The organism is Methylobacterium sp. PvR107 (assembly GCF_017833295.1).
In the GTDB taxonomy this organism is placed as follows: Bacteria; Pseudomonadota; Alphaproteobacteria; order Rhizobiales; family Beijerinckiaceae; genus Methylobacterium.
Genome location: NZ_JAFIBW010000001.1, coordinates 4,349,602 through 4,363,491 on the forward strand (window position 1 = coordinate 4,349,602; position 13,890 = coordinate 4,363,491).

Annotated in this window: 14 protein-coding genes; 7 read left to right on the forward strand and 7 right to left on the reverse strand. The window is 68.6% G+C overall.

All coding sequences use genetic code 11. The features are described 5' to 3' along the window. The first annotated feature begins 42 nt into the window (after positions 1-42). Complete coding sequence (locus JOE48_RS20465; protein WP_210032490.1) at positions 43-1,533, forward strand: multicopper oxidase family protein; 1,491 nt, start codon at positions 43-45, stop codon at positions 1,531-1,533. On the opposite strand, the gene JOE48_RS20470 is transcribed toward JOE48_RS20465, so the two are convergent. Beyond that, positions 1,526-3,028 carry an NAD(P)H-hydrate dehydratase gene (locus tag JOE48_RS20470; RefSeq protein ID WP_210032491.1) on the reverse strand — a complete coding sequence of 501 codons (1,503 nt, stop codon included), beginning with the start codon at positions 3,026-3,028 and terminating at the stop codon, positions 1,526-1,528. The two genes, JOE48_RS20465 and JOE48_RS20470, sit on opposite strands and share 8 nt — an antisense overlap. A 193-nt stretch (positions 3,029-3,221) precedes the next feature. On the opposite strand from JOE48_RS20470, the gene JOE48_RS20475 reads away from it, so the two are divergent. Continuing rightward, positions 3,222-3,560 carry a P-II family nitrogen regulator gene (locus tag JOE48_RS20475; protein WP_003600526.1) on the forward strand — a complete coding sequence of 113 codons (339 nt, stop codon included), beginning with the start codon at positions 3,222-3,224 and terminating at the stop codon, positions 3,558-3,560. Positions 3,561-3,746: 186 nt separating this feature from the next. After that, positions 3,747-3,926 carry a DUF2735 domain-containing protein gene (locus JOE48_RS20480; RefSeq protein ID WP_210032492.1) on the forward strand — a complete coding sequence of 60 codons (180 nt, stop codon included), beginning with the start codon at positions 3,747-3,749 and terminating at the stop codon, positions 3,924-3,926. 209 nt (positions 3,927-4,135) lie between these two features. On the opposite strand, the gene JOE48_RS20485 is transcribed toward JOE48_RS20480, so the two are convergent. Then, positions 4,136-5,170 carry a glutamine synthetase beta-grasp domain-containing protein gene (locus JOE48_RS20485; RefSeq protein WP_210032493.1) on the reverse strand — a complete coding sequence of 345 codons (1,035 nt, stop codon included), beginning with the start codon at positions 5,168-5,170 and terminating at the stop codon, positions 4,136-4,138. Positions 5,171-5,506: 336 nt separating this feature from the next. Between JOE48_RS20485 and glnA the strand changes: the two genes are divergently transcribed. From glnA to JOE48_RS20500, 3 genes are all read left to right on the forward strand, one after another. Continuing rightward, complete coding sequence (gene glnA / locus JOE48_RS20490) at positions 5,507-6,916, forward strand: type I glutamate--ammonia ligase (protein WP_192706492.1); 1,410 nt, start codon at positions 5,507-5,509, stop codon at positions 6,914-6,916. A 535-nt stretch (positions 6,917-7,451) separates the two neighbouring features. Further along, positions 7,452-7,718: a hypothetical protein gene (locus tag JOE48_RS20495; protein WP_210032494.1), complete on the forward strand. Its 267-nt coding sequence runs from the start codon at positions 7,452-7,454 to the stop codon at positions 7,716-7,718. A 112-nt stretch (positions 7,719-7,830) separates the two neighbouring features. Then, positions 7,831-8,469 carry a VOC family protein gene (locus tag JOE48_RS20500; RefSeq protein ID WP_210032495.1) on the forward strand — a complete coding sequence of 213 codons (639 nt, stop codon included), beginning with the start codon at positions 7,831-7,833 and terminating at the stop codon, positions 8,467-8,469. Between the two features lie 170 nt (positions 8,470-8,639). On the opposite strand, the gene JOE48_RS20505 is transcribed toward JOE48_RS20500, so the two are convergent. After that, positions 8,640-9,263 (reverse strand): ribonuclease D, encoded by a 624-nt coding sequence (locus tag JOE48_RS20505; protein ID WP_210032497.1) that lies wholly within the window; start codon positions 9,261-9,263, stop codon positions 8,640-8,642. Positions 9,264-9,361: 98 nt separating this feature from the next. Here JOE48_RS20505 and JOE48_RS20510 point away from each other — a divergent pair, with 98 nt between their 5' ends. Then, positions 9,362-9,790, forward strand: a complete 429-nt coding sequence (locus JOE48_RS20510; RefSeq protein ID WP_210032499.1) for a cupin domain-containing protein — start codon at positions 9,362-9,364, stop codon at positions 9,788-9,790. An 84-nt stretch (positions 9,791-9,874) separates the two neighbouring features. Here JOE48_RS20510 and JOE48_RS20515 read toward each other — a convergent pair whose 3' ends face one another. The 4 genes from JOE48_RS20515 to JOE48_RS20530 form a co-directional block, all read right to left on the reverse strand. Then, the gene (locus tag JOE48_RS20515; protein WP_210032501.1) at positions 9,875-10,072 is read right to left on the reverse strand and encodes a hypothetical protein; all 198 of its coding nucleotides are present in this window, start codon (positions 10,070-10,072) and stop codon (positions 9,875-9,877) included. A 174-nt stretch (positions 10,073-10,246) separates the two neighbouring features. Next, on the reverse strand, positions 10,247-11,146 hold the full coding sequence (locus JOE48_RS20520) for an alpha/beta fold hydrolase (protein ID WP_210032503.1): 900 nt from the start codon (positions 11,144-11,146) through the stop codon (positions 10,247-10,249). A 12-nt stretch (positions 11,147-11,158) separates the two neighbouring features. After that, positions 11,159-12,172 (reverse strand): SDR family oxidoreductase, encoded by a 1,014-nt coding sequence (locus JOE48_RS20525; protein ID WP_210032505.1) that lies wholly within the window; start codon positions 12,170-12,172, stop codon positions 11,159-11,161. A 131-nt stretch (positions 12,173-12,303) separates the two neighbouring features. Then, positions 12,304-13,734, reverse strand: a complete 1,431-nt coding sequence (locus JOE48_RS20530) for a mannose-1-phosphate guanylyltransferase/mannose-6-phosphate isomerase (protein ID WP_210032506.1) — start codon at positions 13,732-13,734, stop codon at positions 12,304-12,306. Positions 13,735-13,890 lie beyond the last annotated feature (156 nt).

Sequence of the window (13,890 nt, forward strand, 5' to 3'; positions counted from 1 at the left end):
CCGCTAAGGAGCGAACCCGTCGCGAGCCGCAGCCGAGATTCCATGCCGCCTTCCCGCCCCGTGCCGCCGACCGATTCGCGCGCCGGTTCGCCGTCGCGCCGGACCCTGCTCGCTGCCGCGGCCGCCTTCGGGCTCGCTCCGGAGGCGGTGCGGGCCGAAGGTCAGGAATCTTCGCCGGGCATGCCTTCCGCCGCGCCGGCGCCCGCGCAGGCTGAGGCAGGCGTTCTGCAAGCGGCGCCCGGCAAGGCGCGGTTCAGGCCGGACTCCGCGCCCGAAACGCCGGTCTGGTGCTTCGACGGCAAGGCGCTGCCGCCGGTCGTACGCGTGAAGCTCGGCCAAGGGGTGCGGCTGAAGGTCGAGAACCGGACCGACAAGCCGTTGTCGTTGCACTGGCATGGCGTACGCAACGTCAACGCCATGGACGGTGTCGGCGGTGTGACCCAGGCGCCGATCGCGCCAGGGGGCGATTTCCTCTACGCATTCACACCCCCCGATGCCGGCTCCTACCTCATCCGGCCGCTGGTCGTCGGCGGGGCCAGCGAGCCGTCCGGCCGGGGTTTGGCAGGCATGTTGGTCGTCGAGGAGGCGAACCCGCCCGTCGTCGACGCCGATGTCAGCGTCGTCCTTCAGGACTGGCGGCTTCAGGACGACGGTACCCTGATGGCGTTCGGGCAGACGGCGCTGGCCGCCGCCCATGGCCGGCTGGGCAACCTCGTTACGGTCAACGGCAAACCCGTGCCGGGCACCTTCGAGGCCAGACCGGGCTCCCGGGTCCGCCTGCGGCTCGGCAATGCCTGCAACGCTCGGGCGACGCGCATCAAGTTCGAGGGCGTGAAGGTCTATGTGGCGGCCGTCGACGGTCAGCCGACCGATACGTTCGAGCCGCTGCGGGCCACCCTGCCGTTCCCGCCTGGCACCCGCTACGACCTGATGGTCGACCTGCCCGAGGAGGAAGGCGCCCGTTGCACGATCGAGGCGCTGGTCGGGAAGGGCCTGACCCTCGCGAGCGTCACCACCAAGGGCGCCAGGATCACCGAGAAGCGTCCGCCCATCGGGCCGATCGGCGAGAACAAGCGCCTGCCGGCCGAGATCAAGCTTCAGAATGCCCTGCGCCGCGACGTGGTGATCACCGGCGGCGCCTTCGTGCCGAAGAGCAAGGACGGGACCAAGGACGCCGCCGCACCCGATCCGGTCTACACGGGCGACCCGCAGAAGATCTGGTCGGTGAACGGCGCGAGCGGCGTCGTCGGCCTCCAGCCGATCTTCTCGGTGAAAAGGGGCCAGGTCGTGGTCCTGGCCCTGCGCAACGAGACCGGCTTCCCGCAGGCCCTGCACCTGCACGGGCACTGCTTCCGCCTGCTGCACCCCCTCGACGATGGCTGGGAGCCCTACTGGCTCGACACGTTCCAGCTTTTGGAGGGCCGGACCGCCAGGATCGGCTTCCTGGCCGACAATCCGGGGCGCTGGCTGATCAGTGCCACGGTGCTGGAGCGGTTCGACACCGGCCTCTGGACCCTGTTCGAGGTCACCTGAGTTCAGCCTCAACGACGGCCCGGAGCACCGCCGGCATAAGCTCCGGAATGTCCTCGGCGATCAGTCCGGGGCCGTGGCGCAAGCCGGCGTCGCCGTGAAGCCAGACGCCGGCGGCGGCGGCTTCGAAGGGCGCCATGCCCTGCGCCATCAGGCCGGCGATCAGGCCGCTCAGGACGTCACCGGAGCCCGCAGTTCCGAGATAGGGGCTGCTATGGTCGTTGATCGCGGCGCGCCCGTCCGGGCTGGCGATCACGGTATCGGCCCCCTTCAGGACCACGACGGAACCGGTCAGTGCAGCCGCTGCACGGGTCCGCGCGACCTTGTCGGCTCCCTCCGCCGTCGCGTCGGTATTCTCGAACAGCCGGGCGAACTCGCCGGCATGCGGTGTGAGCACCGCATGGGCCTGGCCATCCGCGAGATGGGCCGCCAGCAGCAGCGCCTGCCCGGCGAAGCTCATCAGCGCGTCGGCGTCGAGGACGAGGCCGCGTCCGGCCGAAGCCGCCACGGCGACGCGCTCGCGGGTTGGCTCGCCGGTGCCGAGCCCCGGTCCCGCCAGGATCACGTTCAGGCGCTCGTCGGTGAGGAGGTCGTCGAGATCGTCGGCGCTCTCACAGGGCCGCAGCATGATCGCCGTGAGGTGAGCGGCGTTCTCGCAAAGCGCCGCGGCCGGCGACGCGACCGTGACCAGCCCGGCGCCGACACGAAGGGCACCGCGGGCGGCCAAGCGGGCGGCACCGGTCTTGGTGGCTGGCCCCGACAGCACCAGGGCGTGGCCGCGGGTGTATTTGTGGCTGGCGCCGGTGAGCCGCGGAAAACCCGGGGCCCATAGGTCGGGCCCGTTCCGATGAAGATGCGGACAGACGACGAGGCCGGCCGCTAGAGCCTCCGGACCGGTCCCGATATCCGCGAGGCTGAGCCGGCCGCACAGGCCACGGCCCGGCTGGAGCAGATGCCCCGGCTTGAAGGTCACGAAGGTCACGGTTTCCACCGCCTGGATGGCGCCGCCGCGCACTGCGCCGGTATCGCCGTCGACCCCGCTCGGCACATCGACCGCGAGCACCGGGATCCCGGCTTCGTTCACCGCCTCGACGAGCGCGCGGGCGGAACCATCGAGGTCGCGCGACAGCCCGGCCCCGAACAGGGCGTCGATCACGAGGTCGCAGGACGGTAGCGCGTCGCTCGGGGGCTGCCGCACCGGTCCCATCCAGGCCTGGGCGGCCAGGGCGGCGTCGCCCGTCAACGCTGAGATCGAGTCGAGACAGAAGAGGTCTACGGCGTAACCGGCTTCGACCAGCAGGCGCGCAGCCACGAAGCCGTCGCCGCCGTTGTTGCCCGGTCCGCATAGAACGACGGCGTGGCCATCCGTTGGCAGCCGAGCCCGGGCGCGATCAGCCACTGCGGCACCGGCTGCCTCCATCAACGCGAGACCCGGCACACCACCGTCGATGGCCGTGGCATCAACCCGCCTCATCGCCGCGGTCGTCAGCACATGCATATCCATCTCCGCTCTGCCCGTGTGCCGATCAGACGTGACCAAAGATGCGCCAGATTCCCGGGCGATGCCCGAAGGATGTGCTTGAAACGCACACGGAATGGGCATCATGGTCGAGCGCGCCGCGAAAACGGCATGGCGAAGGCGTCACGAGGATGTTAGAAATGCCACGCACCGCAGCGCAGGCCCGAGCGGCATGAAGAAGATCGAAGCGATCATCAAGCCTTTCAAGCTCGACGAGGTGAAGGAGGCGCTCCAGGAGGTCGGTCTCCAGGGCATCACCGTCATCGAGGCGAAGGGTTTCGGCCGTCAGAAGGGCCACACGGAGCTCTACAGGGGCGCCGAGTACGTGGTCGATTTCCTGCCCAAGGTGAAGCTGGAGATTGTCCTGTCCGATGCTCTCGTCGAGGGTGCCGTGGAGGCGATCCGCAAGTCGGCCCAGACCGGGCGTATCGGCGATGGCAAGATCTTCGTCTCGACGATCGAGGAAGCGATCCGCATCCGCACCGGCGAGACCGGCACGGACGCGATCTGACGCACCCCCGCCCGTCGTCCCGATACTACCGGCGGCCAGGCGACACGCGACATCTGCCTAAGATTTCGCACTGCGCGAATGTCCGGCATCGGCGCCTCCGGCCCTGGAGCGCCGTCTTCCGCACCCCACATCATTGGGAACGGCCGGCCTGATCGGCCGCTTGAACCTGATGTAGGAGGATGTGCGATGGCCGCCCTGGACCCGCGCGAGACCGCCAAGATCTACGATCTATCCGCGTTCCGGCGCGCACGGGTGACGTCTCAGGTCGTCGCGGAGGCGAAGCCGGCGCCCGTGCCGAGCTTCAGCGGTGGTGCGTGGTACCATGAGGCCGCCATCCGCGAGGACGAGCGCCCGCGGCGGCCCTGACGTCGAACGCCGGCCGCGCTGCCAATTGCGGCTTCATCCAGGGCCCGCGTGGCGGAGCCTGGAATTCAGCCGAGTCGGTGTGTGAGCAGCTTGCACCCACAGCGATTCTGGGTTCCGGGCTCACCTGCGGCGCCCCGGAAACGGCGAAGCCGGACCCGAGGGCCCGGCTTCGCTGGATCTATCGGGAAGCCTGAAGCTCCCCCCGCATCTCACGCGGCTGCAGCGGCCTCGGTCGGTACGGACGCGATCGTCTTCAGCACCTGCGAGGCGATCTGGTAGGGGTCGCCCTGGGAGTTCGGACGGCGGTCCTCCAAGTAGCCCTTGTATCCGTTGTTGACGAAGGAGTGCGGCACTCGGATCGAGGCGCCGCGGTCGGCCACGCCGTACGAGAACTCGTGGATCGAGGCGGTCTCGTGCTTGCCGGTCAGGCGCATGTGGTTGTCCGGACCGTAGACGGCGATGTGCTCCTCGCGGGCGTTCTTGAACGCGTCCATGAGCTTCTCGAAATAGGCCTTGCCGCCATGCTCGCGCATGAACGCGGTCGAGAAGTTGCAGTGCATGCCCGACCCGTTCCAGTCGGTGTCGCCGAGCGGCTTGCAATGGTACTCGACGTCGATGCCGTACTTCTCGCAGAGGCGCTGCAGGAGGTAGCGGGCCATCCACATCTCGTCGGCGGCCTTCTTGGAGCCCTTGCCGAAGATCTGGAATTCCCACTGGCCCTTGGCCACCTCGGCGTTGATGCCCTCGTGGTTGATGCCGGCATCGAGGCAGAGGTCGAGGTGCTCCTCGACGATCTTACGGGCGACGTCGCCGACATTCGCGTAGCCGACGCCGGTGTAGTACGGGCCCTGCGGCGCCGGATAGCCGGAGGTCGGGAAGCCGAGCGGGCGGCCGTCCTTGTACAGGAAGTACTCCTGCTCGAAGCCGAACCAGGCTCCGGCATCGTCCAGGATGGTGGCGCGCTTGTTGGACTCGTGCGGGGTCACGCCGTCCGGCATCATCACTTCGCACATGACCAGCACGCCGTTCTTGCGGGCCGGATCGGGGAAGTGGCGCACGGGCTTGAGCATGCAGTCGGAGCTGCCGCCCTCGGCTTGCTTGGTGGAAGAGCCGTCGAAGCCCCACATCGGGAGCTGCTCGAGAGTCGGGAAGCTGTCGAATTCCTTGATCTGTGTCTTGCCGCGGAGATTCGGGGTCGGCGTGTACCCGTCGAGCCATATGTACTCGAGCTTATATTTGGTCATTCCGGTTCTCTCGTCCGTATCAATGCGCGACCTCGGATACCCGGGCAGACGCGAACGGCTGGCCGCCTCGTCGACGGCTGGGGCCGCCATCGCATGGATCGTGCCAGGGCGACCATTGCCGGAGAACAACGATGCCCTAAAAACCCTCCCGCGCGATCACGCTTTCGAGATCGCGCGGGATCGCGGGCCGATCGTTCCATCCGACGGCTGATTCCGGCACCCGGCGGGTGGCAAGGCACGCCTGTGCCGGATATCAAGCCTCGCTTGCTTGCGCACCTGACGGCGTGCGGGTGCGCCACGAGAGACGTTTCCGAAGATCCCTGGAGGATGCCCACGATGACCACTGCGGCCGAGGTGCTGAAGACGATCCGGGACAACGACGTGCGCTACGTGGACTTCCGGTTCACCGACCCGCGCGGCAAGTGGCAGCACGTCACGTTCGACGTGTCGCTCATCGACGAGGAGATCTTCGACGAGGGCACCATGTTCGACGGCTCCTCGATCGCCGGCTGGAAGGCGATCAACGAGTCCGACATGCTGCTGATGCCGGATCCGGTCACCGCCACCCTGGACCCGTTCTTCTCGGCCGCGACCATGTCGATCGTGTGCGACGTGCTGGAGCCGGCCACCGGCGAGCCCTACGGCCGTGACCCGCGCGGCACCGCCAAGCGCGCCGAGGCCTACCTGCAGCAGACCGGCATCGGCGACACGATCTATGTCGGCCCCGAGGCCGAGTTCTTCGTGTTCGACGACGTGAAGTTCGGCGCCGACCCGTACCGCACCGGCTTCGAGCTCGACTCCACCGAGCTGCCGACCAACGGCTTCACCGACTACGAGGGCGGCAATCTCGGCCACCGGGTCCAGACCAAGGGCGGCTACTTCCCCGTCCCGCCGCAGGATTCGGCGCAGGATATGCGCGGCGAGATGCTGGCCGCCATGCAATCCATGGGTGTGAAAGTCGAGAAGCACCACCACGAGGTGGCCTCGGCCCAGCACGAGCTCGGAATGAAGTTCGACACGCTGACCCTGCTCGCCGACCACATGCAGATCTACAAGTACTGCATCCACAACGTCGCGCAGAGCTACGGCAAGTCGGCGACCTTCATGCCCAAGCCCGTCTACGGCGACAACGGCTCGGGCATGCACGTCCACCAGTCGATCTGGAAGGACGGCAAGCCGGTCTTCGCCGGCGACAAGTATGCCGGCCTCTCCCAGGAATGCCTCTGGTACATCGGCGGCATCATCAAGCACGCCAAGGCGCTCAACGCCTTCACCAACCCGTCGACCAACTCGTACAAGCGCCTGGTGCCGGGCTACGAGGCGCCGGTGCTGCTCGCCTACTCGGCGCGCAACCGCTCGGCCTCCTGCCGCATCCCGTGGACCAAGAGCCCGAAGGCCAAGCGCGTCGAGGTCCGCTTCCCCGATCCGATGGCGAACCCCTACCTGGCGTTCTCGGCGCTGCTGATGGCCGGCCTCGACGGCATCCGCAACAAGATCGACCCGGGCCCGGCCATGGACAAGGACCTCTACGAGTTGCCCCCGCGGGAGCTGAAGAAGATCCCGACCGTGTGCGGGTCGCTTCGCGAGGCGCTGACCAGCCTCGACAAGGACCGGGCCTTCCTCAAGGAGGGCGGCGTGTTCTCGGACGATCAGATCGACTCGTTCATTGAGCTGAAGATGACCGAAGTGCTGCGCTACGAGATGACACCGCACCCGATCGAGTTCGTGCAGTACTACTCGCTGTGAGGTGACCGGGGGCCGGGTGCGAGCCCGGCCTCCTCGTCGACAGGAGACCGGGTACCTAACCCTCACGGCAGGGTTCCGCTTTAGAACAAAAGTCGAACATTCTCGACTTATGAGTTAATTGGCCTATTAAATCACCCGGGTCCTGGCGAGGGTGATTAGTATTTGGACGAGGGCGTCGTCGCCCGATCGCGGTGGCAGCTTGCGGTCCTCGGGATGGAGCTGAAGCTGCTTCGCTCGGACTCGTTCTTCGAATCTACAATCCCAACCAACCGCGCGGGCCGGCTGGCCAACCTGAAGGTGGTCAGTGAGCCAGTGATGTGGCATCAGCCGGGGTGGTTTCTCTCCCCATTGAAGGAAAACGCCGAACGACAGCGCCTTCGAGCGTACCTCGGATCGATCACGCGGGACGACGGTACGGACGAGGACTTACGAAAGCTGTAGTGGTCGTCGAGCGCCGACTTCTTATTCTATGACAGAGCCGAACTCAGAGCCTTCCTCAAGAGAGTGCGGGCTAGGCTATGACGCAAGAATAGCCATGACCCGGCGGACGAAGCTACGGAACCGGGCGCGGCGGAAAGCCGGGCGGTTGCCCGCCCCACTGAAATGCGTCCGCTTCGGCGAGCTATTCAATCAGAGCATCGGCTATCGGTACGCATCATTCGAGGAGACCACCGCCGCGATCCTGAGCGGCTTCAAGGGTGAGGAGTGGCGCTGCCTGCGCGATTTCACAGGTGCGGTCCTCAAGAGCGACCTGACGCCGGACGAACAGATGAAGCTCTGGGCCACCGCCTGCACGGATTGACGTGTCCGCAGCCCGGACGATCGCAGACGCTTTCTGACCCGGGTCCGTCTCGACCTGCGGAAGGGCCTGTGACACGTCAGCGTGTCAACCATCCAAGACAACGGATGCGCGCATGCTCACCCTCGACCACCTTGCCGTCGTCGCGCCGGACCTCGCAGAGGGCGTCGCGCATGTCCGCGACTGCCTCGGCCTCACCATGCCGGAGGGCGGTCGCCATCGGGAGATGGGCACCCGCAACCACCTGCTGCGCCTCGGTGAGGCGACGTTCCTGGAGGTAATCGCCGTCGATCCGGACGCACCCGTCCCGCCCCGCGCCCGCTGGTTCGGGCTCGGCGACGCCGCGCAGGTACGGGCGGACTGGGATTCGGGCCGGCGGCTGCGTGGGTTCGTCGCCCGCACCGACGACCTCGACGGCGTGCTCGCCGCCCACGGTGACCTCCTCGGGCAGGCCGCCACGATGACCCGCGGCGCTCTGTCGTGGCGCTTCGGCGTGCGCCCGGACGGGGCCTGGCCGGCGGATGGCGCCGTGCCGTACGTGATGGATTGGGGGCCGCACCGGAATCCCGCCGCGTCGATGCCGGATCTCGGCGCCAGCCTCGAAGCAATCGTCCTGACGCATCCGGAGCCGGACGGCGTCACGCACCTTCACGCCGCGCTCGGCCTCGCCGATCCCCCGAAGCTCGTGAAAGGCCCCGGCCCGCGCTGGAGCGTACGGATCGCAACGCCCTCCGGCGCCCGGATCCTGACCTGAGCGATCGACGGACCCTCCTCGCCGGCCTGATCGGGAAAGTGACCGGCGAGGAGGGCCTGGCCGAGACTCGGGAGCCGCGGCACGGGCAAATTAGCAGCGGCGTTCCGCGATGCGGTGGCAGGAAAGGCTCACCCCGGACGGGAATCGCGCCGGATCCCGCCGAAGCAACGTCACGTGTGCGCGAAGATGTCGGTCTCGGGCCAGCCGTCGAGGTCGAGGCGCGCCCGGGTCGGCAGGAAGGCGAAGCAGGAAGCGGCGAGGTCGGTCCGGCCCTCGCGGGCCAGCATCGCGTCGAGTTTCTCGCGGGCTGCGTGGAGGTGGAGCACGTCGGAGGCCGCGTAGTCGAGCTGCGCCTGAGACAGGCTCTCGGTGCCCCAGTCGGAGGATTGCTGCTGCTTGGACAGGTCGACGCCGACGAGTTCGCGGACCACATCCTTGAGCCCGTGCCGGTCGGTGTAGGTGCGGGCGAGTTTCGAGGCGATCTTGGTGCAGTAGACCGGCTGCGGCATCACCCCGAAGGCCTTGTACAGGACCGCGACGTCGAACCGGGCGAAGTGGAAAATCTTCAGCACGTCCGGATCTGCCAGGACGCGCTTGAGTACGACCGGCTCCGGGCCGCCCTGCGGGATCTGCACGACGTCGGCGGTGCCGTCGCCCGTGGAGATCTGCACCACGCAGAGCCGGTCGCGGTGCGGATTGAGCCCGAGCGTCTCGGTGTCGATCGCGACCGCGCGGCCCGCGTCGTAGGTGGCGGGCAGGTCGCCGCGGTGGAGGCGTACGGTGGGGCTCGGCATGTTTTTCGGACCTTGAGGGTTTTCGGCCGGTACCATCGGTGCCAAGTGCCGGCAAGCCCGAGGCAATTCGCGCGCGGCCCGAGGACGGAGAGGCGGACATGACGGCGGCCGAGGTGATCGCGACGCTGGGGCTGAAGCCCCATCCGGAAGGCGGCCATTACCGTGAGACCTTCCGCGACCCGCGGACCGTGGACGGCCGCTCCGTCGGAACCGCGATCTACTTCTTGCTCGATCTCGGCGAGGTTTCGGCCTGGCACCGAGTGGATGCGACGGAGATCTGGCACTGGCATGCCGGGGCGCCCCTGGTGATCACCACGAGCCCCAACGGCCACGACGCCGCCGCACAGCATCTGGGGCCGAATCTCGCCGCCGGGCAGCGACCGCAATGCGTGGTGCCTGCCGGTCACTGGCAGACGGCCACCAGCCTCGGAGCCTGGACGCTCGTGGGTTGCACGGTGTCGCCGGGTTTCGACTTCGCGGGCTTCGAGATGGCCGCGCCCGACTGGCGGCCGACGCCGCGGTCGTAGCGGTCGTCGCGTGGGGCTGTCCCTCGGCGGAGCGGCCGTGCCCACCCGCAGCCAGACCGAACGGCATGAGACCGAGAGAATCGATCAGATGAGGCTCCCGGTCGATCCCGCATTCAGCGACCGGCCGGCCCGCGCCACGAGCTGCGCGAACGCCATCGCGGCGGCAGAGGCCTGCGTCTGCGTCGGGAACGACCGGTCCGACTCGGCGACCATCGCCTCGGCTTCATCCAGAAGCACCCAGATCCAGAGATGCCGGCCGGTGGTGCGAATCTTGAAGTGCATGGCAGGCTCGCGAGCGACGTCATGCCCGGATGATGCGCCGCGAAAAAAATCGTGACGTGTTAATGACTTGGCCCGCGCAACAACCTGTGTCGGCTAAGCACCGGTTTGTACCGGCTTTCCACGAAGATCACAGGCTGGCATTCGGCCGCCGGCGGGCGAGGAGCGCCGGCGCGCCTATGTCGCCGGACGCAGCGAGAGCGCCGCACGCATCACCGAGTCGGCGTGAAAATGGTGCAGCATATGTCCGGCTCCCGGCAGGAGGTCGAACGTGGCCGACGGGATCAGGCGGGCCGCGCGCCGGCCATGGATGAACGTGTTCACGACGAGATCGGCGCTGCCGCACACGAAACGTACCGGTGCATGCGCTGTCGGATAGGACAGAACGCTGCGGGTGAGTGCCGGCCAGAGCCATCCGGCATCCTCGCCATCCGCGGTGATCTGCGCGGGCCGCGCAGCGAGGTCGAAGGGGAACTGGCGGGCGAAGGTGTCCGGTATCGGCTTGGGGAAGAAAATCGCGTTCCAGAGCAGCGGAAGCAGCGCCCTGTCGCTTCCGGCGCTCAGGAGCTTGGACAGGAGATCGCCGCCGAACGGCAGCGCGCGGGGGCCGAACAGCACGTGCTCCAGGCGGGGTTCGGGGAAGCAGATCGGGGCGAGGGCGACGACGCCGGAAATTTCCTCGGGGTGCAGCATCCCGTAGGCGAGGGCGACCGCCGCACCGAACGAGTGACCGACAATCACCGGACGGTGCACATCCAGGCGCTGCACCGCGTCCCGGATCCGGGCGGCCTGATCCCAAAGATCGGCGGCGCGCCCGCGAGGGCGCAGGCTGAAGCCGTGGCCCGGACGGTCGACCGCGATAACCCGGAAATGCTCCGCCAGCGCCGGCACCGGCCCGAGCCACATGTCCTCCAGGCACATCAGCGTGCCGTGGATCGCCACGAGATCGGGGCCGCGCCCGGTTTCCGCGTAGGCGACGGTCCGGTCCTCGGAGAGCTGGATGATCCGGCGCGGGACGATACGCGGATCGCGTTGCACGTCCGGCGCAGGCCCGCCCGGAGCGGGCAGAGTGTCCATCACGAAGGTCGACTACAGGGGCCGCCGGCGGCCGGGCGCGGTCTTGAGAACGGCGAACGCGGTGGCTGCGCCGATGCCGACGAGGCCGGCCACCGCCGCAAGCGGATGCAGCGTCGCCCGGGTGTACGCGCTGGTGCGCATGACGGGGAGGGGCGGGTCGCCGCGCATCTCGCCCGCCGGCACCGGCGCGTGCAGTGCCCCATCCGGATTGCGCGGGGCGCTCGCGCGCTTCTGGAGCGCGATGATCGCCGGGGCGAGATTGTCGTAGGCGCCGGGCGCGAACTCCTTGCCGGCCGTGAAGACCTTGCCGGCGCCGCCCACGAAGATGTCGCGCTGGGGGTGCACGGCCGCGTGCAGGATGGCGTTCGCCACCTCATCAGGTGGGTAGATCGGCGGCGGCAGGCTCGGCTCGCGGTCCATGTAGTTGCGCGCGCGCTGGGGCAGGGGGGTATCGATCGAGGCCGGCTTGATCAGCGTGACCGAGACCGGGGCCTTCTCGTACATCAGCTCCATGCGCAACGCGTCGGTGAAGCCCTTCACCGCGTGCTTCGAGGCCGCGTACATACCCTGGAACGGGAAGGCGAGGTCCGAGGCTATGCTGCCGACGTTGATGAGCGCGCCGCCATGCTGGCGCAGGTGCTCGGTCGCCACCAGCGACCCGTAGACCGTGCCCCAGAAGTTGGTCTGGATCAGCCGCTGATGGTCGGCGTCGCTGATCTCGCGCAGCCGGCCGTAGATCGAGCCGCCCGCGACGTTCACCCAGGTGTCGAAGCCGCCGAAGGTGGCCTCCGCGCGGTCGGCGACCGCCTGGACGTCCGCGCGGCGACCGACATCGGCGACCACGTCGATCGCCTTGCCGCCGATCCCCTCGATCTCCGCGCGGATCCGCGCCAGGGCATCGCCGCTGCGCGCCGCCATGACGACGCGGGCGCCGCGCTCGGCCGCCATCCGCGCCGTGGCCAGCCCGATGCCCGACGATGCGCCGGTGATCACGATGACCTGCTCGCGGAGCGGCTTGTGCTTCATGAAACGTCCCCGATGTCGCGATGTGCGGCTGCCGTCCGCAAGGAGCGGGGCCACACACCCTGCTATTCACCGGGAGGGCTTCATGGTTCCGGATACCGGGAGGGTGTTTGCGTCGCAGGGCGCGGTTTCGCTCAGCGTCCGTAGATGTCCTCGACGCGGATGATGTCGTCCTCGCCGGTGTAGGAGCCGACCTGCACCTCGATCAGCTCCAGCGGGATCTTCCCCGGATTGGCCAGCCGGTGCATCGACCCGATCGGCAGATAGACCGCTTCGTTCTCGTGGACCAGAACCACCCGCTCGTCGATCGTCACCTCGGCGGTGCCGCGCACCACCACCCAGTGCTCCGCCCGGTGGTAGTGCTTCTGCAGCGACAGGCGGCCGCCCGGCACAACCTGGATTCGCTTCACCTGGAACCGCTCGCCGATGTCGATCCGCTGGTACCAGCCCCACGGCCGGTACATCCGCAAATGCGCGTCCGCCTCCGGCTCACCTTTCGCCCGCAGCGCGGCCACCAGCTCCTTCACCTGCCCCGAGCGCGCCTTCGAGGCCACCAGCACCGCGTCGGGCGTGGACACCACCACCACGTCCTCCAGGCCGACCACGGCGGTCACGCCATCGCCCTGACTGTGGACCAGGCTGTTCTTCGTATCGATCAGCGACACCCGGCCCCGCACCGCGTTGCCCGCCTCATCGTGGTCCAGTACCTGCCAGACCGCGTCCCAGGTGCCGACATCCGACCACGGGAACGATACCGGCAGCACGCCGGCCTGGGCGGTCCGCTCCATCACCGCGTAGTCGATCGAGATTTTGGGGGCCTGGGCGAAGGCCGCCGCATCGAGGCGCACGAAGTCGAGGTCGGTCACCGCGGCCTCCAGGGCCGCGCGCGCGGCCGCGAGCACGTCCGGCACGAATGCCTCCAGCTCGGCCAGCATCAGGTCGGCGCGGAAGAGGAAGTAGCCGGAGTTCCACAGCGCCCCCTCCGCAATCAGCGCCTCGGCGCCTTTCCGGTCGGGCTTCTCGACGAAGCGGGCGACGCGGGCGGCGTCGGGCGCCTCCGCGATCGGCTCTCCGCGTCGGATGTAGCCGTAATCGGTGGCGGGGCGGTCCGGCTCGATGCCCAGCGTCATGGTGTAGCCCGCCTGCGCGCCGGCGGCCGCGCGCCTTACGGCGTCCACGAAGGCGGCCGTGTCGGGCACGACGTGGTCGGCGGCCATGATCAGCACGACCGCCTGCGGGTCGGTGGCCGCCGCGTGCAGCGCCGCCACTGCCACCGCCGCGGCCGAGTCGCGCCCCTGCGGCTCGAGCAGGATGTCGGCGGCCAGTCCGAGCTGATCGCGCTGCTCGGCGACGATGAACCGAGCCTCGGCCGAAGCGATCACGGTCGCCTTCGCGAACACGGCCGCGTCCGACACCCGCGCGAGGGTCGCCTGGAACGTCGAGCGCTCCGCCTCCACCAGCCGGGCGAACTGCTTGGGCATGCTCTCCCGCGAGGCCGGCCACAGCCGCGTCCCCGTCCCGCCGCACAGGATCATCGGATGGATGGCAGCAGAGGCCCGGGACATGGTGACGTCTCCCGATAGGGTCGGCGGGTGGCCCACATGGCCGGGCCCCGGGCCGCTTCGTAAAGCTTCGGCTCGCCATCGGCGACCGTTTTCCGGATGTGGCCTTAACGTCGGACCTGGGACGGAACAATCCTGCGCGGATTGTCCGCGTCCGGC